General features: G+C 43.2%; 15 protein-coding genes and 1 pseudogene. 3 read left to right on the top strand and 13 right to left on the bottom strand.

Annotated elements, in window-relative coordinates; translation table 11 throughout:
- Nucleotides 1–89: 89 nt before the first annotated feature.
- Nucleotides 90–1,031 (bottom strand): hypothetical protein, encoded by a 942-nt coding sequence (locus MKZ16_RS16820; RefSeq protein WP_076106666.1) that lies wholly within the window; start codon nt 1,029–1,031, stop codon nt 90–92.
- A gap of 976 nt (nt 1,032–2,007) precedes the next feature.
- Between MKZ16_RS16820 and MKZ16_RS16815 the strand changes: the two are divergent.
- Nucleotides 2,008–3,156 (top strand): annotated as a pseudogene (locus MKZ16_RS16815) (glycosyl hydrolase family 8); the annotation flags it as partial.
- On the top strand, nt 3,133–3,849 hold the full coding sequence (locus MKZ16_RS16810) for a discoidin domain-containing protein (RefSeq protein ID WP_256715542.1): 717 nt from the start codon (nt 3,133–3,135) through the stop codon (nt 3,847–3,849). The pseudogene MKZ16_RS16815 and the gene MKZ16_RS16810, both read left to right, overlap by 24 nt.
- Before the next feature lie 306 nt (nt 3,850–4,155).
- Here the strand turns inward: MKZ16_RS16810 and MKZ16_RS16805 are convergent, their stop codons facing one another.
- From MKZ16_RS16805 to MKZ16_RS16760, 10 genes are all read right to left on the bottom strand, one after another.
- A complete protein-coding gene (locus tag MKZ16_RS16805; RefSeq protein ID WP_162164256.1) occupies nt 4,156–4,329 on the bottom strand; it encodes a hypothetical protein in 174 nt (57 codons plus the stop codon).
- 112 nt (nt 4,330–4,441) lie between these two features.
- Nucleotides 4,442–10,048, bottom strand: coding sequence for a hypothetical protein (locus tag MKZ16_RS16800; RefSeq protein ID WP_076106665.1), 5,607 nt, complete (start codon nt 10,046–10,048; stop codon nt 4,442–4,444).
- A 296-nt stretch (nt 10,049–10,344) separates the two neighbouring features.
- Nucleotides 10,345–11,553: an SGNH/GDSL hydrolase family protein gene (locus MKZ16_RS16795; RefSeq protein WP_076106663.1), complete on the bottom strand. Its 1,209-nt coding sequence runs from the start codon at nt 11,551–11,553 to the stop codon at nt 10,345–10,347.
- 17 nt (nt 11,554–11,570) lie between these two features.
- Entirely contained in the window at nt 11,571–13,802 is a 2,232-nt protein-coding gene (locus tag MKZ16_RS16790) for an FAD-dependent oxidoreductase (protein WP_076106662.1), read from the bottom strand.
- A gap of 84 nt (nt 13,803–13,886) precedes the next feature.
- On the bottom strand, nt 13,887–15,506 hold the full coding sequence (locus MKZ16_RS16785) for a response regulator (protein ID WP_256715539.1): 1,620 nt from the start codon (nt 15,504–15,506) through the stop codon (nt 13,887–13,889).
- A 2-nt stretch (nt 15,507–15,508) separates the two neighbouring features.
- Entirely contained in the window at nt 15,509–17,248 is a 1,740-nt protein-coding gene (locus MKZ16_RS16780; RefSeq protein ID WP_076106660.1) for a histidine kinase, read from the bottom strand.
- A gap of 291 nt (nt 17,249–17,539) precedes the next feature.
- Entirely contained in the window at nt 17,540–19,126 is a 1,587-nt protein-coding gene (locus MKZ16_RS16775; protein WP_076106658.1) for an extracellular solute-binding protein, read from the bottom strand.
- Nucleotides 19,127–19,192: 66 nt separating this feature from the next.
- On the bottom strand, nt 19,193–20,062 hold the full coding sequence (locus tag MKZ16_RS16770; RefSeq protein WP_036677077.1) for a carbohydrate ABC transporter permease: 870 nt from the start codon (nt 20,060–20,062) through the stop codon (nt 19,193–19,195).
- A gap of 13 nt (nt 20,063–20,075) precedes the next feature.
- Entirely contained in the window at nt 20,076–21,023 is a 948-nt protein-coding gene (locus MKZ16_RS16765; protein ID WP_036677080.1) for an ABC transporter permease subunit, read from the bottom strand.
- A gap of 386 nt (nt 21,024–21,409) precedes the next feature.
- Complete coding sequence (locus tag MKZ16_RS16760) at nt 21,410–21,985, bottom strand: TetR/AcrR family transcriptional regulator (RefSeq protein ID WP_036677083.1); 576 nt, start codon at nt 21,983–21,985, stop codon at nt 21,410–21,412.
- Nucleotides 21,986–22,191: 206 nt separating this feature from the next.
- On the opposite strand from MKZ16_RS16760, the gene MKZ16_RS16755 reads away from it, so the two are divergent.
- The gene (locus MKZ16_RS16755) at nt 22,192–23,214 is read left to right on the top strand and encodes an MBL fold metallo-hydrolase (RefSeq protein WP_076106656.1); all 1,023 of its coding nucleotides are present in this window, start codon (nt 22,192–22,194) and stop codon (nt 23,212–23,214) included.
- Between the two features lie 199 nt (nt 23,215–23,413).
- On the opposite strand, the gene MKZ16_RS16750 is transcribed toward MKZ16_RS16755, so the two are convergent.
- Nucleotides 23,414–24,238 carry a hypothetical protein gene (locus MKZ16_RS16750; protein ID WP_076099132.1) on the bottom strand — a complete coding sequence of 275 codons (825 nt, stop codon included), beginning with the start codon at nt 24,236–24,238 and terminating at the stop codon, nt 23,414–23,416.
- Nucleotides 24,239–24,323: 85 nt separating this feature from the next.
- Nucleotides 24,324–24,917 carry a sigma-70 family RNA polymerase sigma factor gene (locus MKZ16_RS16745; protein WP_076099133.1) on the bottom strand — a complete coding sequence of 198 codons (594 nt, stop codon included), beginning with the start codon at nt 24,915–24,917 and terminating at the stop codon, nt 24,324–24,326.
- Nucleotides 24,918–24,935 lie beyond the last annotated feature (18 nt).

Genomic DNA, 24,935 nt, shown 5'->3' with positions numbered 1-24,935 from the left:
GAAATTAATAAATTTATACTTTATAAAAAATCTGTATCTATGGAAATCTCAATAGACATAGATTTTTATAAACTTAAAAACTAACTATTCTAGTTCACTACTAATTCACTGAATCGATTACCGTTATACACGATCTTCAATTTATTCGTATTTGTAATTAACGCTCGCAAGTCAGATTCCGCCCATTCGTATATAATGGAATCTTTCACTTCTTCCAGTTTAAGCTTGGTGATTTCCGGTTTTGTGATTAATGTGGCAATGACATCCTCGTCCATATATTTACCGATTACTGTCTCACCTACAGAAGCAGCAGCTAATGACTCCCAGAACTTAAGAGACTCGGTATCTTCTTTGGATATATCCAAACGATTTAGCACTTTCTCTTCCTTGGCCTGCCCCGTTGTCGCTAACGCAGCCGTTAATTTATCAGCAACACGAGTATATTCCGCACTTTTTGATGCATACTCAACTTGTAACTCCGCGTTGCTCATTTTCGTTTTCTTAACCTGGGTTTCTACCAAATCCGGCCAACGGGCGCCACTTAAATATTGCATGTATTGATATAACTCAAACTGAGGCAGCCCATAGTATGTCTCTCCTGAATCATCCATCTTAGCTCGCTTAACATTTTCATCATCCATGTCGGATTCTAGCTCATCAAAGCTTTTATAAGGGGCGATCCCCCGCTCATCTGCAATAAATTGCTCCTGCTTGGTTTTTAGCAATGCAGTCATCGCAGAATTTTTGGCGTATTCAGAGGGGGTTTCATGATTTTTGCCGTATTTACGTGTCCAGAAGCCCTCATCTACTTGAGCCCCATAAGTTCTGAAGAAATAGTCTGCTGTTACAGCTCTTTGCTCTGTTACATAGAAATGAAATTCTTCCTCTGTTACGGCATATCCATCTACTGTAAATATCCAGTTTTCAGGCAGCTCCGCCTTTTTGTTAGTTAAGCCCAACATGAGTAAAGCAAGAACAATCAGAGCGGTAAACAAGATAATCACTATTGGTTTTGATCTTGTAATCCCCATGACGCCCCCCCTTTCCAATATTCAACCTGACTTTGATAGAAAGTCTATAACAGTTAAATTCGTCGCCATTGTAGGAGAAGTTCCCAAATTTAAATGGTTAGACATAATTGTAAGTTTAGCTAACCCCTAATGTAAGCGCTTATTTAGACTGAATTAGAACAAATTTGACTTATAAAAAGCAGTCCTGGATCGCTTTTAAGCGTGTGCTAGGGGATCAATATCATATAAAGGAACTGTCGTTTGGTGTAAACGCTTTTATTTATGGATATTAATTTTTAAATTTTATTCACAAACACCTAGACACGGCGAAAATAGTTGTGATACATTTGAGCATAAGTAATGCTGCTGGGTTAGCAATTTCTACCTATAGGTGAAAAGTGACGTTGAGGATGCGATGATTTCCTATTGAAGCGCATATCTTCAAATCTCTTCAGCATATAAGTCAAATGTCACTTCCGCCCTAAAGTTAAAGCGCTTAAACTTTATAGGCTTACATAACATCTATTGTTAAGCGTGTTACTTTGGAGATCAGACTATAGGGAAGGAGGATTCATTGACGTTAATTAAAAACCGTCACTTAAGGAGAAATTTTTGTGCACTCATTGAAATCGACCTCGGGCACAATGAAAGTGTTAATAGTAACGTTGAGGATGCGATGATTCCCTAAGGAAGCACGTATCTCCAAATCTTTTTCAGCATATAAGTAAATGTCACTTCCACCCTAAAGTTAAAGCGCTTAAACTTTATAGACATAAATATCACTTATTGCTAAGCGTGTTACTTTGGAGATCAGTCTAAAGGGAAGGAGGATTCATTGACGTTAATTAAACTAACCATCACTTAAGGAGGAATTTTTATGTACTCATTGAAATCGACCTCAGGCACAATGAAAGTGATGTTACTTGTTATGCTTTCGGCGGTTATGCTTCTATCGACATTAGCCGCACCTGCACCGCTTCAACCAAAAGCTCATGGAGCGGGTGAATTGAAACCGTTTCCTCAACAAGTCAGCTATCCGGGTATCATTAAACCAAACCACGTCAGTCAATCCTCGTTGAATAGTTCTGTAGCTTCCTACTATGACTACTGGAAGGCTACTTATCTTAAAAACAACCTGTCCTCGCTGCCTGGAGGATACTATGTAAAAGGTGACATTACTGGCGAAGCGGACGGCTTCGATCCGCTAGGCACATCGGAAGGCCAAGGATACGGTATGGTCATTACCGTGCTTATGGCCGGTTACGATACGAATTCCAGAACAATCTATGACGGTTTGTTCAAAACGGCTAGAGCGTTCAAGAGCTCTAACAACCCGAACCTGATGGGATGGGTAGTAGCAGATAGTACTGGGGCTCAAGGGCACTTCGGTTCGGCAACAGACGGGGACCTCGATATCGCTTACTCCCTTATTCTAGCTGATCGCCAATGGGGCTCGACCGGAACGATCAATTATTTGGCTGAAGCCAAAAAGATGATTGGCGCTATTAAGCTTAGCAATGTGACAACTAACAACAGGCTGAACCTTGGTGACTGGGATACGAAGAGCGCCTTGAATACCCGTCCCTCCGACTGGATGCTCAGCCATCTACGGGCTTTCAATGAAGTAACTGGAGATTCAACTTGGCTAAATGTCATCAACAATCTGTATAACGTATACAGCCAATTTACAGCAGCTTATTCGTCTAGCACAGGTCTGATATCGGACTTCGTGGTAGGCAACCCGCCTAAGCCGGCTCCCCCAAACTATTTGGAAGAGTTCCCTGAAACAAATGAATACAACTACAATGCAAGCCGTGTACCACTTCGGATCGTAATGGATTACGCCTTGTACGGAGATACCCGCGGTAAGGATATCGCTAATAAAATGGTGGTATGGATCAAAGGAAAAACAGGCAACAATCCGAACAATGTGAAGGACGGTTACCAACTGAACGGTTCGAATCGCGGTACTTATGCAACAGCGGTATTCGTAGCGCCTTTCATCTCCGCAGCGACGACTACCAGCACGCATCAAGCTTGGGTCAATGCCGGTTGGGACTGGATGAAGAACAAAAAGGAAAGTTACTTTAGCGACTCCTTTAACATGCTGAACCTACTGTTCATCTCGGGGAACTGGTGGAAGCCTACCTACAGTGCAGCGGATGCACAAGCTCCCTCGGATCCAACGAATCTGACCGCAACAGCAGCTTCAAGCAGCCAAATTAATCTGAGTTGGACTGCTTCCACAGATAATGTCGGTGTAACAGGCTATCGGGTTTTCCGTGGCGGCGTGGAAGTAGGCGCACCTACAGACACATCCTTCAGCGATACCGGACTTACCGCATCGACAGCTTACAGCTTTACGGTGAAAGCTGTCGATGCCGCAGGCAACCTGTCTGCTAACAGCAATACCGCAACAGCAACTACAAGTGCAACTTCTCCTGACAACACCAACCTTGCGCTAGGTAAGACAGCGGTAGCCAGCTCTATCGAAGGTGCAGGATTTGAAGCTTCCAAGGCAACAGACGGCAACTCCACTACCCGTTGGGCGAGCATGGAAGGAAGCAACAATGAATGGATTTACGTCGATCTGGGTGCAACCCAAAGTGTGAACCGCGTCAAGTTAAATTGGGAAGATGCTTACGCTAAAGGCTACAAAGTTCAGGTGTCTAACGACGCAACAACATGGACGGATACTTACGTAACAACGACCGGTAATGGTTCTATTGACGATATTACATTTACCGCAAATAGCGGACGTTACGTCAGAGTGCTGTGTACTGCTAGAGGGACCGTATACGGTTATTCAATATTCGATTTCGAGGTTTACGGCTCTTAATTGAACAAAGCCTGGCGGATATGAATCCGTCAGGCTTTGTTACTTTTGCTTAGGGCAGCGACGGTTCTATAAACCGTAGTATCACTGGATGTGCAGCTATATGGACTTCATTTCGATTATAGGAGAATAAGAACCATTTCCATTGCGACATTTGCTCGTATCTCTTTATTAAAGATTAAATATCCCGAAATCTGGATGCCTCCCTCCACTCTCATATCCTGATCTTGATCATTTATTCGATTTATCGTTCGCAACAAGGTTGATTTCTAGCAACCGGAGGGGCCGATCAAAGCCGTAATTGATTTTTCAAGGATGCACATAGTTATATTTTTTAATCTGGCACATCTCACGTTCAAAATAATACGGTTGGCTGAAATCGCCCTGCTGATCTAGCATGAGCAGTATCGTGTAAATATCACCCAGTTGTGAGCTTTGAAAGATTAGATTAAATACGATCGGATGCTCCGGCATATGTTCCAAAAATGTACTGTCTTCTTACATCATCGTTTTACAAGTGATTTGCATAATTCAATACTAAATTCCTAGAAATAAAAAGCCGAATGGATCGTTCTCATCCACTCAGCTCATAGGTTTATTTTACAATAATCTGTATAGTATCACTTTCCGTAGTTCCACTTCCATTCATAAACTCACAGTGATATTGATAAATGCCAGGAGTTTTCCCTGAGATTTGTGTAATGGCCGATTGAGCACTTGGTGTTTGTGAAGATAAAGATTGCGTTTCAATGAGTTCGCCATTTTCATATAATCGATATTGTGCTGCGTTCGTGCCCCACCACATATTAGCAGTAATGTTATAGTCCCCATCTTGATCCCAGTTGTCACTAGACAACACAGGTTTGCCGGGATTCGCCTCAGTCACGGTGACGGTGTGTGGATCACATGAAGTCGTTCCATACAAATTCGATAACTCACATGTATACACATAGGTTCCATTCGGCTTTCCTTGAATAGGAATAATGGAAGTCTGGGCAGCAGGCGAAACATCGGCCAGTGACTTCGTTTGGATCAATTGGCCATTCTCGTACAACTTATACAGTGAGCCATTGTTTCCCCACCACATATTCATCGTAACTTCGTAATTGCCATCATTTATGCCTGTGGCAACACCGCTATTATTCGAAAGTGCCGGTTTACCTGGCACCCCATTTGCAAGCAATTCCGGGCTAACGGAATGCCGTTCGAACTTGACTGCATCAGCCCTCGTATAAATCATATCGGCAGGTAGAGTTGGCGGATCTACCGTTGTCGGAGTAACCCTGGTTAGACGAACATACTCGCTGCCGTCTCCAGTAAAGTCGAACGTTCCTAGATTAACCCAACCTGAGGAGCCGACGGTTGCATCAATATACGTGACCTCGGTAACCGACTGATGCTTCACTTCTACTTTGACATAATTATCGTTTGCCGTCGTATGGACGAGCTTGTAGATGGAGACCGTATATTTCCCCTCTGGGAACTGGCCTTTCCACGTCGCTGATGATCCTTGCACGGTAGAGTAACGGGACTTAACCCCAATTTTGTATCCGGCTAAATTGCTTTGGCTCCAAGATCCTTCTGTCGTGTATAACCCATTCGTATTCGTGCTGTCGACAATAACCGTTAAGTCCCTGATCGCAATTGTCAAAGACGGCGTTGTTAAGGTCACCCCGTCAATCGTTACAGTGGCCCATACCTCAATATGATCCGTTTCTCCGTCGAGACTTAGAAGGGTCAACATACCGCTACTGTCCACTTCAGCCAGATCGGTTCGATCAACGAAATATTGCACATTTGCCTGTGATAGATCACCAATCAGACCGTTATCCAAATAGCCGGTCACGCTTAGTTGTGCGGTTTGAGTCATTTGCAGTTCACTCCGATCCGACAGGATCACCACAGACTCCAATTGCGGCATACTGTTTGGATCGACCCACATCATCGCATCGGCAACTACCCGTGACTTGTTGGCCTTATTGGTTAACTCGACATATCCGCTATCGCCTGCTGCAAAAGGATAATCTCCCAGGTGCACCCAAGTCCCATTGGCCGTTGTCTCATCAACGGTAACCGTCTCGGAGCCTCCACTATAATAAACGGTAAATGAGGCATTCGTTGCCCAATTTTCACTTGTAGCGGTTATTTGCGGAAGCTTGTAATACACACTGTAAGTAACACTTTCCGGCAGCTCAGGCTGCCATTTAATTCTGCTTGTCGCTGTGCCGGCAGCCGATTTGGCGTACACATAGTTATCATAGTAATAGTCGTTAGCGGTTGTATCCCGTATCCAGACGCCTTCTGTCTCCGCCTCCGTATTATCCACAATGATCGATGAACCCTTCTGCCAATCCGGTTGAACCGGAGTTTCTTGTACCTGATCAGGCAAATAGAGTGTCCGCTTGCGAGTCTGTTTCCCGTCCGATTCCACATAATAAGTGAAGGTTTGGGATAAATCGTTTACCCGTATCGACCATTCCATCGGATAAATCGTATCTGGAATCGTCGTATACGTCGCCCCGCCATCCAAGGAATAATGGATCGTCGCTGGTTTTGTCGTTTTTGCCTGCACATAAGCATCATAGGCCGTTTCGTCGGGCTTGACGATCAGCATACCTTTAACCGCATCTATTGGACTGTGGATATCGAAGAAATAGCTTGCATCCGATGTATCAGCAGTTCTGACCTGGTGCAGCGGCACATCAATGTTGAGTCCTTCTACAATGATAGCGGTTATTCCTTTGCTTGAAACCGTGGCTTGAATGATTCCGCCACTCATAACCGCTTGCTCTGGTGTGCCATTGTCGCGGATGATGGTTACAGTATAATCTTGTGCCGGGTTGAACCCAATGATTTGTGCATTCAATTCGATCGGAGTCTGGACTTCAGCTGACGATTCGTTGCTTAACCCGATGTAGAATTTATTCCCGCTCTCTCCCGTTATCCAGTTCAATTGAGGATGGTTGGTCTTAATAATCCCCTTGGGCATCCAGAGCCAAACGTCGGAATTACCGTAAAAATTCCCTGGTTTATTTCCATAGAGGTGATATTTGAACCATAAAAAATTAGTTTCAAAAACAGAAGGAAATGTAATACTACCTTTCGATTTCAACATTTGTTCGCTGATCAAATAATCCATCGTTTGCCCGAGCTGTCCCGGGATATGGTGATAATAAATGGATGTAGCCCCGCTTGGGCCTTCCAGAGGAAATTCTGGCTCAAGTTGGCTAACGGCGAAGCCCTTATAGTAATAACCTGGATAACTAGAATATCGTCCAATAACTGCATTATGAGCAATATCCTGCAGCAGTTTATCTCCAGTATAGAGCGACAATCTCAGCATGAATGGAGCTTCCTGAGCATTCATCCGATAATAGCCAGTTGTACTTCCCGCTTCAAACGTCAATCCATTGGGAGAAACAAGCCAACTATCCGCTTGTACGCCTCCGGCTACATCTTCTGGGAGCTTGATCCGAGGATATTGATATTTACCACTTTCCGGCCAATGGAACGACTCCGCGTAATTATACGTCTCAGGCTGCGGAATCGTAACGGCACCTTCAGGAACCGGACGAGCAACGAACATCGTTGCATACCGTTTGGCTTCCTTATAAGCAGCATTCAAGTATTTGGGATCCTGAGTTTCCTCGTAAAGCTCCAAGATCTCCATCCACAGCTTGCTATAATAATAAATGAACTCATTTTTACTAACATTAACAGATGCAGGCGTATCAATATGCTGCATGATATAGCTGTCGGCTGCATCCTTGGCAGCCTGTAAATACTGGGCATCTCCCGTCATACGATACATCATCAGGGGCTGAATAACAGGACCCCGGTCTTTCTGGTCAGGATCACGTACGAGGTACTCTTCTTGTGCCAGCGCCCCAATTCCTGCCGAAGTACCCATCATCTGATTGACAGCGGTTACGCTTGAAAAATCAAACGGCAAGGTTGCCATTTTCCATAACGACGGCACACCGTATACTGGCTTTTGCGTCGGCGACCAGCCTATACCATTTCGCGATAAGCCATACTGGACGGACGGCAATGCTCTCGTATCGTAGAGCTGGTCATCCCCAGTCAAATAGTAAGCCCCCAAAAGAACCGCATTCGAGCTTGTTCGAACGCTATCCTCGTTTTCGATGTCAATAAAGCCCTTGGCACGGCTCCACCACCCGCTGGGTGACGGGACATAATCAACAGAGTCATCTCCTTGCGGCTCTATCTTAAGTAAATCGATCATATTGAACATCGCGTCAGTAAGCGACTGATCTGATACATTTTCCCTGTATGCAGAATAACCGTACTCTTTGCGAAGAATATCCGCGTAGGACTCATACAATTTGCTTTTTTGAGCGATTAGTCCCATATGAAATTGATAAGTGCTTTCTGCGTTCATTTGCGAATAGGTCCCTAATTGAGGAGCATACAAGATTGGCTGCACGCTGCCTTCGTTGTTGACAAGGCTCATGCCAAGCCTTTGCTTCGTAACGCCTCCCGTCGGTTCAAATTCAACCGGAAGCTCATCCGACGGTACAAATACCCCATATGTCAATGGATTCCCCGAACCGTCATTCTTCTCAATTAGACTCATCGGAGCGCTTAGTTCCCTTAAGCTTGTTGATTCCACTGAACCTACCATTTTGTCGTGTGACCTGAAACCATTTAACACTTCATTGACGCCTGAGATTTGCTCTGTTGTGAAGGACTGATAACCGATTACATAATTGCCATCCCTGCGAGGTGTAAAGGCGAAGGAAACATCAGGTTTGTCCCCTGACATGGACCAGTTCACTTGTAAATCGTAATCGCTTTCATGTGAAGAATCGGTTAATACCGCCGTGTGGCTGTCTGGGAAAACGATCTCGTCGAATGTAATCCAACGTTTGTTCATCGTATCGTAATAATTGGTTCGACTCCCCGCATTTCCATCCAATAAGACCCATTGTTCTTCAAGTCTTTCCGCTACATTATTGACAGGCACCCAGTTCCCCGTATCCGTGTCTTTGTAGAACATATCACGAACGATAGTTTTCCCTTCATCCCAAGCTGCTTCATAAAAGGTCGCTTTATAGCTGGCATTCTCGATGCTGCCTTTTTCCGTGTAACTGAGATTCGCCAATGTACGGCTGCGCAGCGGAGGCAACGGTGGAGCTTGCTGCCGTATATTCCCTTCAAATTTGACCGCATCGGCTCGCGTAATGATCTTTCCGGTCGTAGGTTGTGTTCGAGTTAGTCTGACAAATTCGCTATCATCACCGCTGAAATAATAGGACCCCAAATCAACCCATCCGGCCGATGGCCCCGACGAGGGTCTCAGATCCATAAACATGACATCCGTTATCCCATTGTGAACAATTTCGATTTTAACGTTACTGTCTGCTTTATCCGCCCAATCAAGCTTGTTGAACGAAATTTTCGCTGTCCCTGCTTCTAATCGCGGATTCCATGTGATGCTTCTTCCTACTGCATCGGTAAATTTCGAACTGGAATTATTATATCCCTTCACTCCCGTACTTGTAGTCCAATCAGGAGCGGAGAACCCGTTATTTGCGTTATCTACATCAGTGGTGACGACATCATCAATCGTGAGGCTTCCATCATCTATGATGATCGTCTTATGAGGCTCTTTTTGCTGAATATTCCCTTCGAACTTAACCGCATCTGCACGAGTAAGTATCGTGCTGGTTGTGCTGGTAGACCGAGTTAATCTAACGAATTCGTTACCAGCTCCAGAAAAATAGTACTCTCCCAAATCAACCCATCCCACAGAAGCGCCAAATGAAGGTCTCAAATCCATAAAAAGAACATCCGTCGTTCCATTGTGGACGATTTCAATTTTTACATTGCTATCCGCTTTATCTTCCCAGTTAAGCTTGTATAACGAAATTTTCGCCGTTCCCGCTTCCAATCGTGGATTCCATGATATCGTTCTGCCTGCTGTACTCGTATATTTGGAGCTGGAGTTATCATACCCCTTCACCCCTGTACTTGTGGTCCAATTCGGAGCCGAATATCCGTTGTTCTCGTTACCCACATCAGGTGTCACAACATCATTGATCGTGATGCTCCCGTCATCGATGATAATCGTCTTATACGGTAAGGTCTCTGCATAAGCGGTCCTTATTCCGTCTAGGCTGAAAGGAACTAATATCGTCACGATGAAAACGATTAAGAAAAACAGCTTCCTTTTTATCATACAATTCATAGCCTCCCTTAAGTTGATAACGCTTTCAAAATAATAAAACCCTCCTTTGTTCGAAGATCATAAAGAAGCAACCAGCCGTATCCTTCTGGCTAATCCCGCTCCGTCGTTTTTATCATAGCATGTCACAGAACTGTGAAATTTCTTTGATTTTAAGAATTTCTTATAAGATTTTAAGCAAGAAGAAACGACTTTGTCTTCCTTTAAAAAAGAGACCTACATCATAACTGGCCGCTCAACTGCAGTCAGTATGATATAGGTCTTTCAATTGAATAAAACCTTATGATTAATTATAATGGCGGCTGCACCAATAACAACTTCCCAAGTTGGATCACCGTTTGATCATACCAATCTGGATGCTTCCGAACATGCTCAATACTTCGTTCATTGCCGCATGCCTCAAACACAGCCGCTTTGTCTGTCTTTTCGGTATCGACTTCAAAGCGAACCGTATGTTTCCCATTCGGGAGCTCCGGCAAGAATACATACTGATTTCGATTATGATCGTTGTATAGTGTGAATCGATCGACAATAAAGGGTTCCCCACCATCCACCGACACCTTCAATCTGCCAGAATCTGGCCCCCCGATATCGAATAACCCGATATGGGTTCCCTCGAACTGCACCGTAATAGCCTCTCCAGGATCGACTGCTCGCCACAGGCCGGGAAACAACCAATTGTACTCACGCACTAAAGCACAATCATCGGGAGTCATATAAGACCATCCTGCGGAAAAATCGGTAAAACTATCCAGTGACAGCATGGACGCATACTCCCAAGGATTAGCCGGGACTAACGGATTCTGAGGTAAGTGATGTACTGACCTTCCTGGATGCTCCTGAAGTTCTCTAATTTTCTCAAATGACCGGGTGATCGTATCCGTGTAAATCTGGTGTCCCTCGGGAATAGTCGGATGGATCGAATCATGCGTAAAAACAACGGCTCCGGAAATGGACAAGTCTTCCCTTGAGGTAAAAACGAGTTTTCCCTCCGACACCAAGTGACTGACCTCTACGCCTAGATGAATCGAAGGAATGCCGTAATAGTCGGCCACTTCCTCTTGCATTATAGCCCCCTTCTGGTATTCCCCAGACTGAAATAAGGCCACATCCCGCTCCTTCAGCGTATAAACGAACAGGATATCGGTAAACCGGTTCCGCTTGCGGATCTGCCGGACAATCCCTTCGATACGCGCCTTGGATTCGGGATCTCCGCCATCGTTACCGACAAATTCAACAAATACTAGATCAGGCCGATGACGCAGTACATCTGTCTCCAAACGGGCACAGCCCAAATCCGATCCTGTCCCATCAATGCCTGCATTCACAGAGCGGATATCCGCCTTAGGATATTGCTTACGAAGCCAATCCGCCGTCATGACCCTGTAGCCTTCAGAACGTGTATTACTGCCGCCGAAATAGACGATTGTTACGGTATCCCCATTTTCCAATTTTTGAATTATATTGGGGAGCCCTTTACGAGGGAATAATTCCTTCATCGTGACTTCACCTGACCTCATTTATCGATTTTAGGAGTAAACAATTTTACAGCAAACACTTCGAAATAAGGCGAACCATAAGTTGCGCAGAAATTAATCCGGATTCGGGATACACGTTTCTCATCCACCTTATGTTTATTCAAGGTGAGATAATTCCCACGAGTTATGATTGTCCTATCGGTTCCGTCTTCTAAGGTCAAGGTCATATCATAATCTTGAATAAGGGACTCGATCGGATCGTTGAAATGCTCCAAATCCAGCTGCGAATTAAAAACAAGATGGATTTCGTCCAGATTTTTGGGGCTTGTAAAACAGAATTCCAACCATTCCTGTCCTTTCGAATGTTCAGAAATCCAGCCGTTCGGTTGGCCATAAGGTCTGGAGTAGCCATTGACAACATTCTCAGGACTATACATATTCTGAGCTGGCATCAGGTCCTTAAAGCAAATGCTCTTATTGAATTTCTTCAGCCTGGACGGCTCTTCCGGCCTATAATGGAAGCTGACCGCACCTGTCAATTTCTCTTCATTACCGTATATGGCAAGGCTCGCCGTGCCCTCCAATATGATGTAGATTTTGTCGTCAGCCGGTTTCTTGCAGTCCAAGTCTAGCGTAATCCAGTCGTCATGACCGGCTGTAATAACCAAGTGGTAGTCTCTCAACTCGCTGGTTGGAATGTAGTTTTCCTTCCGTTCCCCGCCAAACAGCTTCACATGTAGAGTTTCCGAATGCTTGGACCTATTTTTAATTTTGATCCGTACGCTTTCAGCCACGGATGTCTGAATCGGCAAGACCAAACATAACCCTTTCTCCAAGGAAATCTCTTCGGTTGGATGAAGATTGTCATAACTGCGCTGAGACGAGGCACGAATAGTTAATCCGTCAGCGAAGTAAGGATCCAATTCTTCTTGAAGGCCTACAATGGTTTGCCCGTCTCGAAGCAGTAGCGCCTGCAGCTCCCCCATATGAGCTTCGACTATGGCCGCGGGGTCTACCTCATATTTCGAGCACAAAGAAGCAGCTGTTCCAACCGCCTGCCCCATACAACCGCAGGTTGCCATAACCCTTGTAGATCCGAAAGCCACATGGGTAGCACTTATATTGCGACCAGCGAACAAGAGATTAGGAATATTTCGTGAATATAAACTGCGGAAAGGGATATTGTACAATCCGGGCACGAAATTCCAAGCTGTAGCCGGCCCCTCATCGTAGATGCCCTTATTAGCATGTAAATCCATATACCATCCACCGACGGATACAGCATCTTCGAAATGCGGCTTTGCTGTGAGATCGTTCTGAGACAACATGTGATCCCCAATAAACCTCCTCGACTCCCGCTTTCCCGGGATCGGGCATACATAATCCAAGATGAGATTGTCTACATCATCAAATTCACCGCTATTTTTGAGATAATCCCAAATCCCGTACACCAATTTCCGCAGTTCCAACGCGATGTCTTCATTATTTTTGATAATATCCATATGTCCGCCGTATTCCAGCCACCACAATCCGCCAAGCCCGTTGATTTTTCTTGGAAAAGCCCGATGGTTCAAGCCTTTTCTGATACTATCGAAAAAGGCCAACTTCGTAATATCATACGCAAAGCCAGGTCTTTTGTATGGAACGGAATATCCTACGTCACGGGCTTGAAACAGGATCGTATCGCCCATGGTGTAATGGTCCGCCACTTCAGGAGCCAATTCTTCCTTGTATTCATGTTTCGCTTCTCTCCCCCGTCGGAAGAGAGCACCTGCCTGATATCCGACAACTCCATCTCCGGAGCAATCGATATAGGTTCGGCTTTCAAAACGAAATTTCCTTTCGGAAGCCAATTGAAGGCCCTCCACCCATTTAATTCTGCCGTTCTCCATGCCCGTTTCATGCACGCATGTATTCAGAAATAGAGAAATGTTAGGCTCAGCATAGACCATATCCAACAAGACCGTATCCGAAAGCGAAAGCATCAGCTTCTTGTTGTATAACGGATTATAGTGGAAAATCTTCAACTTGAGTTCTTCCACCAACCCTCCTTCGCGTGCATAATAGGATGGACTGTTTCCGAGATATGCCGACCCGTTGATATGAACCCTGACCTCGCTGCTCGCATTTCCCCCAAGAACCGGTCGATCATTAATAAGTGACACTTGCAGCCCTTGGCGTGCGGCAGCAATGGCAGCGCATATCCCAGCAATACCTCCGCCGACGACGGTTACATCTGCTTTAATAAGCTCCATTTTGATAACCTCCATGATTAGATCCTTCTATCATGGTAATCCTTTTGCTCCCTTTTTTTTTACATGATTTCGCGAAAAAATCACACATTTTTTGCAACCTTAATTGGATTCATACCGTGTCATTTTTATCCGATATTGCTTAGGAGTATCACCCGTATATTCTTTAAATAATTTGCAAAAATAACCTTCATTCACAATTCCTACTTCCTCGCACAATTCCAATATAGAATAATCCTGAACATTTAACAGCTCGAGAGCTAATTGGATTTTTTTACGATTGATGTAGCTGATAACGCCCTCGTTCATTGTTTTTTTGAATAAGCTGCTAAAATACGATGGAGCTAAATTCACTTCCTCGGCAATCGCCTCGAGCGTTAATCGCTGTTTCAGGTTTTTCTCTATAAACCGCATAGCACTCATGATTTCTATACGATGTAAAAGTTGGCCAGCGTGTACATATTCGAAGGTAAAGTCGCCAATATAGGCAAGCTGCTCCCGAAAAGCTAAAAATTCTATGGGAAACTCTGCTACTTCCGTGGCCAACTTGTTCCCCGATTTAAACTTCACAATAATGTCTCTGTACAAGTCTCGTAGCATAGGCGCCATGATGGACTTATGGATTTTATGGTCCGTAACAAATTGGTTCAGATCAGCAAATGCTTTCTCCAGCTCTTCCTTGGAAACCTTTCTTTTCACCCCAGCAAGAAAATCAGCCAGTTTCTGCTGAAATTCTTCTTTTCTGTCATTATGGTAATGGAACCGATGCATGGGTGTTTTTACTACTTTCTCTGTATGATAATAGAAATCATCACTCACATTTTGTGCTTCCGTGTAAGCTTGTTTGATGGATTCCCAGCCTCGGTGCTGACCTCCAAAAGCGACAGATACCCTTTGATTCAAATATTGATGCAAATGGGAGACGATCTGCCCCCCCAGTGTCTGGCAATCATATTCCGTTTCCAGATCACTACGATTATTTTCCCAGGAAAGAAAGCCAATAAAACGATTATCGGATAGATCCGCAGCTACACCACTGCCGCCATTCATCACCGTTTCTTCGATTATATTTGTAATCGCATACCGCAAGATGTTTTGATCAGACGCTGAATAATCGTTTCGGAAACTTTCATACATATTCATTTCGACAATGAAGCAGCGATAGTTGGCTTGAAAAAAATGGAACTGCATGCGATTGGCAAAATCCGATGCCCGATGAGAAGGAATTTCGCCTCTGATAAGCTCGTTAAAAAATTGCTTGCGGACTCTATATTTATTTTCAAGCACGGATACGTTTAACGATTGAAATTCCGCTTCTTTTTTCTTTACCTCATTTAAAATCCCGGCTGCCTTATCTAAAGCTCGATCCAAATCCGCGTCCCTGAGCGGAACCTTAACAATGTACTCCAATACGTTGGCTTGAATAGCTCTCTGGGCGTATTCAAAGGATGAATAAGCGGTCAAAAGAATGAATTGGGTATGGGGAAGCTTTGGCTTTAGCTGCTCAATCATGGAAATCCCATCCATTCGCGGCATAACGATATCAGATATCACGATATCCGGCTTAAGCTTTACGATCTCCTCTAACCCCTTCAGCCCATTATTCGCTTTTCCCACTAAATGAAATCGCCTATCCCTAAGGGAGAGCTCGTGAAAAAACAATTCCAATCTCTGAATGATTAGATCTTCATCGTCAACAATGAAGCAGGTGTAGTCTCTCATCATCATGCATCTCCTTTAAACAAGCCTGCTGGGAATAAGGCGCGAACCCGGGTTATTTCCTTAGGTATGCTTATGATTTGGAGCCCGAATTGTTCTCCGTAGTGAAGTCTGATTCGGTCATGAATATTGTTTAACCCGATTCTTTTTCTTTTCAATTCCACATCCCCCGGTTCTGAAATTAAAATATGCTTTATTTTATCAGTTGGAATTCCCTCGCCCTGATCAACTACTTCTATGATGACATTGCCGCCCTCCCTGTACGCATGAATAGTAATAGGGCCTTCGATCCCCCCACCGTTATAACCATGGAAGATACTATTCTCCACAAGGGGCTGCAGCAGCATTCTAAAAACCGGAAAATCTATTAGCCCTGCTTCGATATTTTCGATTAAGTGGAAGTTTCTGTTATAGCGGATGTTCTGGATCGCGATATAGTCCGATACATTTTGCAATTCCTGACGCAGTGATACCTTCTCCGAAGCGTCGGCTATCCCATATTCCAATATTGAAATAAGAGACTCAATCACCACATCTACTTTCTCTATTTGTCCGAGTCGTATGACATTGCTGATAGAACCAAGCGTGTTATACAGAAAATGAGGGTTTATTTGAGACTGCAGTACTTGAATTTCCAGCTTGCGTTCAAGTTCATTATGAAGCTCTGCTCCCCGAATCAGTTCCACAATTTGCTGCAGCATACGATCGAATGCTCGGGAAAGATCTCCAAACTCATCGTTTCGGTTGATCGATATTGTAGTTGTGAGGGAGCCTTGCTCCACCCGCTTCATTTTTGTTTTGAGTGCATAGAGCGGAGTCCTTATATATTTGGCAATAAAGAAGGAAACGAACAGACTTAAGAGAAAACCTGCAGCTAGAAGCTCTATATAATAGGTTTCCAATCTGGATAAAGCAGCTTTTAGGCGTGATTCATCGTTGATTGAGATGATGGTCCAGTTGAATTTTTCAGTCGGTTTTTTCAGAAGGGAGACCTGAATCCCCTCCTTGGTGTGCAGTTGAAGGTTTGTTTCTGTAGTATCCAGAATTTGTTCCGCTGACGTTTCACCGATTGAAAAAGTATGATCTTGAACATTCAGGGGGCCTTTATTTTCCGAAAATCCGGCAATGATTTTTCCCGATGCGGTGATTAGAGCCAAATTCATTTGTTCTTTTTTATTAATCTTGAACAAGGTTTCTTCAATGGCATTTAGATCTAAATCTACCGCAATGGCCATAGGAAACGGAGCGCTGTTCAGATATCGGACCATCGTAACTGTCCAGCCGGAATATTTAGATTTGTAAGGATCACTGACAAATGTAATCCTTCTGTTCTTGTCAGCTGCATCAAACAATGGTTCTCTTTCAGCTAAAGGTTCATCAAATATTCGGGTAGGTGTACTTCCGCCTAGAATAGATAAATCGCTTTTGATCAAATAAATATTACTGACGTAATTACTGTTGAGTTCATACAGCTCTCTTAATTGCTTTTTAATCACGTCCGGATTGTCAATGTTGGCTTTCACCGATGACTCGACCGAGAACAGCATCGTCTGGAAGGAGGAAAAATTAACTGTGAAATACTGATCAATCTTATCAAGTATTTGGTTGGTGTAATAAATGTCAGAGGTTCTTATTTCCTTTTGGACATAGCGATAAGACAATTGGCTTATCAAGATTATGCAGCTTAATACAAATGCAAACACGATAAAAAATAGTTTTAAAGGCAAGCTGATTCTTCTTCGCATCGATCATCTTCCTTTTAAATCTGTAATAAACAAATAATAGCATATGATAAGAAGAAACGCCTTCGGCGTCCTTTTTAAGGACGATAAGCGTTTCTTCGAAAAATAGAAGGATAAAGTATAAAGTAAAAAGTAAAACTTAACCTTCTTATATTTCAATAAAGAGAGGGGCTAATTATGGCCGCTCTCTTCGTTTAAAAGATAAGAATTTATATGCTTCGCGCATAAATGTTCCTTATCTTTCTCGCTGAAACGGTACCGTCCTTTAAAAGGACGGCGCCGTTTCTACTTGATTTACTTGATTAAGCCTGCTTCTTTAAATTGCTTGATTACTGAGTCTTTATACTTCTGCATGTCAAACTTAGTTTCCAATGTATTGAGGAAATTGTCCCAGTTCGAAAGAGGTTCTTTGCCAGTCATAAATTTGACCAAGCTTTCATTAATGTAACGTTGGCGGTCAGCTGCCAATGAATCGTTCGGGTCTTCAGTCAATAAATTCCCGGGCAACGTAGCCGCCACGTATTTCTGGTTGTTCTCAAAAGCTTCTGCCGTCTTAGGATTCTGGAAGCTGAAGTACTCAGCATCATCACCACGACGCGGCATTCTATAATGATCGACCCATAAGTACTTTTCTTTCATCTCCTTTGATAATTCGGAGGTTTTATTTTTGATCTTGCCGTCTACCAAATCCCAATGAATCCCTTTAATTCCGTATGCAAAATTCGGATATGCTTCTTTGTCCGTAAAGAGATAATTTAGCATGGACAAGATCCGAATGATTTTGTCCTTATCCGCTTTCTTGGATATGGCCCATGAATTGCCTTGGAACGATTTTCTCTCTACAATTTGATCACCATAAGGACCTGTCATTGGAGGAATGACGATCCATTCCGGCACCTCTCCACTGATTTCTTTCATTTTTTGCTGATAATCTGGTTCCAACCTGCGGGCATCTCTTATCATGAAGCCAACTTTACCCTTAAATAACTTTTGGTCCAATAAATCGGGAGTATTCATCGTCACCCAGTCTGGATCTACAACTTTAGCTTCCATCATTTTATTGATATAAGCGAGTGCTTCTTTCATTTTTGGGTCGGTAAACAGGAACACCGGTTCATTGTCTTTCACATCAATGGCTGAGGGAGGATTGACACCAAACATCCACATCAAACTATCGAAGCCGTAGGTTTGCAGATTACCTTCTTTATTCATACCGCCTATGAATCCGTACGTATCATTTTTGCCATTGCCGTCCGGGTCTTTTTCTGTAAAGGCTTTCATAACTTCAAATAGCTCGTCGGGTGTTGTTGGCACTTCCATATTCAGCTTTTTCAGCCAATCATTACGGATAAAGAAGCTTCGACTAATACCGTTTACGTTATCATAACCTGGAACCCCAATGGTTTTTCCCTGATAGGACATCGCCTCCCAGGAGTCGTTGCTAAAACGTTTCTGCAATTCAGGAAATTGATCCAGATACGGTGTCAAATCCGCAAGAACGCCCTGGTCATAATATTGTGCAAGATCAGCCCGGCTCTTTAAGAAGATCAAATCTGGAATATCTCCGCCAGCAATGAGCGTATTTAATTTAGTCGTTGCTTGCCCTGATTGAGGAATCATCATTTCCAAGTCGATATTTACTGCTTTCTCCAACATTTGGCGGTGGATATCTTCTTCACGGGGAGGAATCGGAGCAGCAGCATTGAAAGTTCCTTGGTTAAACATCGAAATTTTCAATTTGGTTTCAAAGGGACTAGACTGGCCTTGTGAATTACCCGAAGCTGTCGATGTAACCTCTTTTTGTTCCCCACAGCCTGACAATACTGTTCCCACACCGACCATTGCTGTCAGAATAGCAAATGTAATCGCTTTACGTTGCATAATGACCTCTCCTTTGCTTCTATATTATCACGGTTTCCCCGTAACAACTCAGGTTGGAATATCTTTTTAACCTTTAACCGATCCCAAGAGCACACCTTTGGTAAAATGCTTTTGCATAAATGGGTAAACGATCAAAATCGGAACTGTAGTCACGACAACTGCTGCCATTTGTATAGCGAACGTACTAACAGCTCCGGTATTGGCAAGCGAATCAGCACTTTGTGTTGCGACGTTAAGCAGGATGTTGCGCAAGATCACTTGAAGCGGCATTAAGTTGGAATCATTGATATAAACAATAGCATCGAAGTAACTGTTCCAATGCCCGACTGCGTAAAATAAAGAAATTGTGGATAGGACGGGCAAGGACAGAGGTAAGATGATCCGCCATAGCGACTGAAGTTCACTTGCACCGTCTACCCTCGCTGATTCCTCGATTTCAGCAGGCAATTGCTCGAAAAAGCCTTTAATGATCACCAGATTAAATGCACTAATGAGATTTGGAATAATCAATACCCACGGGCTGTTTAGCAATCCCAGAGAGCGGACTAGTAAATAAGTCGGAATTAATCCTCCCCCAAACATCATAGTAAAGACAATGAATAGTAAAAATGGGCTGCGACCCGGCAAATATTTTTTGGATAACGGATATGCCGCGATTACCGTAAAGAACACATTGAGAGCAGTGCCCACAATCGTTCGAAACAATGTAATTTTATACGCCTGCCCAATACCATGAGAAATAAATACTTCTTTATAGGCTAGAAAGGTAAAGGTTTCTGGTATAATAACAATTCCTCTTCTTAGCACTTCCGATTCTGGCGTTACTGAAACAGCAACCACATATAGAAAGGGTAGTAAGCAAAGTAGAGCTAGCAAAATAAGAATAAAATAAACGAATGCTTGCCAGACCTTTTCTCCGATTGTCAAATTGATCATTTTGATAACCACCTCACCAAATTTGCCCATCGAATTTTTTGGCGAGCTTATTCGCTGCCAACACTAAAACAAATCCGATGACCGCTTTAAATAATCCCACAGCAGTAGCCAAGCCAATCTTAAGTCGCTCGAGCCCTTCACGGTATACCCATGTGTCGATAATGTCGATCTTCTCCTGATTAAAGCTGTTGGCAAACATGAATATTTGGTCAAAACCAGCATCCAGAATATGGCTTAATTTAAGGATCAGCATCAGAATCATAACGCCTCGAATGCCGGGAAGTGTTACATGCCATAGCTGTCTCCACTTGGAAGCGCCATCAATTCTAGCCGCTTCATATAAGCTTGGATCGATTCCTGCTAATGCTGCAAGGTACAATATCGCTCCCCATCCAATATCCTTCCATATTTCAGATAAGATGATCAGCAGTCTGCCCCAGGCAGGTTCCGTTAGGAATGAGATGGGTTCAACTCCAGTTTCCTTCAAAATCATGTTAAAAAGACCATCCCCTGGGGCTAGTAATGCCACCATCATTCCATAAACAATGACCCATGATAGAAAGTGGGGTAAATAAGTGATCGTTTGTACGATTTTCTTAAACCATTGGGTATAAACTTCATTGAGCAGCAAAGCAAGTATGATAGGAGCTGAGAAACCGAACAACAGCTTATACAGGGATATGATAATCGTATTTCTCATGATGTCCCAGAAATAAACGCCGTTCATAAAATCTGTGAAATTTCTAAATCCCACCCATGGGCTATCCCATAGTCCCAAAGCTAGGTTATAGTTTTTAAAGGCAATAATGATTCCCGCCATAGGAATGTATTTGAATACGGCAAAGTAAACTAATGCCGGGAACAAGAGAGCGTACATCACTTTATACTTTTTTATCGTCCTTATCCATGAGTTCCGCTTTTTGGGGAGGGGAATGGCGTCCGCTGCCAATTTTGCTTGCATATCATCACCTCGTCTTTATTTGTATTTGTATAATAGCATCCCCCTATTGGATAAATTTCTGTAATTTCAAGAATTTCTTATAAGATATTAAGTAAGTACAGCCCTGGATAATTCCAATGCAATAGGCATGATTGTCTTGATTTAAAGCTGTACAATAACTCTGGCTCGAAAGTTTCAGTATAGACCAAATACAATCCTGAGGTCCCAAACAAAAAAAGCCCTAGAAAAAATTGGGCTTAATTTAATGAGTCATGTTTTTTTATATAATGCATCCACGTATTTTATTTTCCATTACTAAAAACTACATTCATGAGCAAAAAAGGCATCCTCCATCCCTGTTCACGTAAGTTTAGACTTCTCAATATATAAATCAATAATGCTTATGACTAGGCCAAAATTCCTTTAACAAACAATGAGACACTATGCTTGTAGAACTCTTCCTCGGTGACGAATTGGGATTGATATTGCCGGTGAATCAGCTCGCTCATCTGAAATCCGTAACACATCGAGAGAAAAGACATTGCGACAAGACGCTCATCCTGCCTGGCGATAACTTTTTTCTTCTGCAAGCGTTCAAAATATTCAACCAGCAAGGAGTGAAGTTTCGCCGGCGGATCGGCCAGCACTCTGTCTAATTCGGGAAGCATTCCTTTGTCGCGGATGCCAATCAAAATGATGTCCGCATTTTTATGGAAAAATAAACGGTACTGCTGACTTACATTCAGCAGATCGACTTCCGGATTATCGGTCGCTTCCTCTTTTAACAGCTTCTCAAATTGCGGAATATCCGAATGTCTTTCAATGATGGCTTCCAATATGCCTTGCTTGCTTCCAAATTGCCGAAAAATCGTAGATTCATTGACTTTAGCTTCCGTTGCAATGGCTTTGGTGCTTACTCCCCGATAGCCATTCTTTTTGATGAGCTGTGTCGCGGCTTCAATGATTCTGTCTGAAGTTTGCATTTTATTTCTCCTTTTGCATATGTTAATCCTATTCTACTACAAGTTTTGCAGTCAGGTACCACTTGCGTGAGCATGCTCTTTTACTATCATATCGCATAGAATAAATGCAAGCAAGTACTCGCTTGCATTTATTCTTTTCATTCTCTATAATAATGACTTAGTCAGTATGCCTTATCCTAAAAACATATACGTAAAGGAGAATTTTTATGAAGTATGGACGTATTATCCAAAAACCTCGCGTTAAATTTTTTGAAGTCGCAGATGGCGTCTTTGCTGGTATTTCGCCGTATCGTGGGATCAGTTGGGCCAATGCCGGATTCATCAACAAGGGTGATGGGTTGGTGTATGACACGTTCTTCGATTTGTTCCATGCGCGGGAAATGCGGGAGGTTTTTATGGAAGTAAGCAACGGCGGCTCTCCCGCATATGTGGTGAACTCGCACTATAACAGCGACCACGCCTGGGGAAACAAAGTGTTTGAAGATGCTTGTATTATTATGCACAAGGAAGCCTCCAGAGAGCGTCTCACCGAAAATATCGCTTGGATGGATAGCGTCATCAGAAGAGGAAAGAATTCTTCGGAATCGACTCCGGGTGAGCGGTTTTTTGCAGCGGAATTTGAAGGATTCGACCTGGAAGGCGTAGAATGGGTGCTCCCGAGTATTGAGATAAAGGACGATATCAACATCCGTCTTGGCGATACAGAAGTTATGATTCACAACGTAGCTCCAGCCCATTCTGATAGTGACTTACTGTTGTGGATGCCAAAAGAAAAAGTGCTGTTCGCTGGCGATGTCGTGTTTAATGGTTGTACGGCATACAGCGAAGAGGGAACCCTCAATTGGGTTAAAGTGCTTGATCGCATTATTGATGAAATTAAACCCGAAATCGTTGTTCCAGGGCATGGCGCCATTTGCGGCTTGGATTTCGTGAAGGAACAGAGAGACTACCTCTTGAACCTGATCAGCGAGTTCAACAAGTATTACAATGATGAAATCGATTCCTTGTCCCTGACCAAGCAAATGGATATTTCCCGCTTCCTTCATTGGATTCAGCCAGAACGCTTGTATGTTACAGTGGATATCCTATTGAAAAGCAAACGAGGGTTGCCACCCCTTCCAGTTTGGAACGAGGTGCCTGCTAAGCTGGAAGACATGAAAGCTTTCTTGGCTGGAAAATATGACAATCAGATCAAGCCATGGGACCCTATGAGTGTTTGGCAAGAATAGCAATTTACAGCTAACCTATGAAAACAAAAGAACGGCCCTGTCGCTAATGATGCGAACAGCGGCGGTTCTTTTGCATTGTTCCAAGGAATTAAAATCGGTGCTTAGAAACGATTATGATAAAAAATGGAGAAGGACTATGACTTACTAGAGGAGAATCTCCCCAATTGGATTGGAGAGATTCCCGTTGTTGTTGTATTTATTATTCCAAATAGCCTTGGGCAAGTTTCATTAGGGTTTCTTTGCTTACTTTATTTATGTCACCACGTAAAGTATAGGCGTATTTCACCTTTTTGTCTGGGCTCTCGTATACCCATTTCAGCTCGTGCGTCTGCGAAGGAGCAAATTCTGTATGCAGCATTTCTACTCCCTTCACTTGAATCTTCTCCTGCTTAAATTCAACCTTTTCGTCAATATACATTGTAGGGTCGCTCTTTCCACTCAGATTAGTGATATCAACCCCGATTTCATCTTCGCCATTTTTATACGTAGCAAAGAGAAGGAAAAACTGATCTGTCATTTCAACCGGCATCATGGCATATCCCTGATTGGATTCTTCCGCCTGCTTTCTCAGTTTTTCTGCCATTTTCTTTTTTTCTTCCGAAGAAGGAGGATTCACTTCCTGAGCATTTTTAAAGATTACGTCCGCCTTCTGGAATGTATAAATTCCATTGATGTTGTCTGCGATCTTAATGGATTGATCCGTAATCTTATCACGCAATTGAGATGAATCGTGGAAGATAGTCAACTTTGTTCCAAGATCTGTTTGATGATTCGGGTTATTGGCAACCAAATAGAACAGCCCAGCTTCCCCGTTCTTTAGCACCTTTTCCTTCAGTTCAAAAAATGCCTTGAACCGCGCTGCCTCATCTTTCGATTCTGTTTTTTCGTAATCTTTCGTAGATTTCGTTTCATATACGACTTTGCCATCCTTATTGGTCAAAGAATGATATTGAACTGCCGCATAACCCGTGGAGGCCATTAACATCATCCCTACACACGCAGTCAGAACAACTTTATATTTCATAAAAAACCTCTCCTTTTCTTTTGGCTTAGCATGTATTATTCTCATTACTTTTCCTGTCAAGTCGGCGTCAGGAATGCTCGCGTCATCAAACAGTTTTTTCAAATCCCGATCCCTGTCCATATTCATACACTCCCACTCCCTTCACTTGAGCATAATACTTTCGAAATTTTGCAGATGTACGTTCGTACCTTTTACGAAGGCTGGCGCTGTTTTTACCGAGAATCAATCCGATCTCCTGATAGCTTTTATCCTCGACACAACGTAAGATTAACAAATTACGCTCTTCCGCCGATAATTTTGCCATGGCCTGATGTACGGATTCATCAAAATAGTTGGCTTCAATATGCAAATCGACTTCATTATTTTCTTTATCATCCTGGTAAAAGAAAGGCAAATATTTAACCAACTTTCGCTTACGGATGATGTCTATACATTGATGGTAGGCAATCTTGTATATCCAGGCGCCAAAATCGATCTGATATTGGGTATATTTTTTCAAGGTGCGGAAGGTCTTCAAAAATACCTCCTGTGCGTTCTCCTCGGCTTCGGCATAATTGCCCAGCATGTGATAACAGTAGAGAAAAATCGGTTTTTGATAAATCTCCATGATTTTCTCGAATTGTTCTGTGTTCCCATCCAACACATCTGCAATGATCTGATTTAACTCCGTATCATTCAAGCTGTCTCCCCCCTTTCA

The sequence above is a fragment of the Paenibacillus sp. FSL R5-0928 genome, assembly GCF_037970385.1.
Taxonomy (GTDB): Bacteria; Bacillota; Bacilli; order Paenibacillales; family Paenibacillaceae; genus Paenibacillus_AQ; species Paenibacillus_AQ odorifer.
The sequence above is the reverse complement of the archived record's forward strand: the minus strand, read 5'-3'. Positions and strand labels throughout refer to the sequence as shown.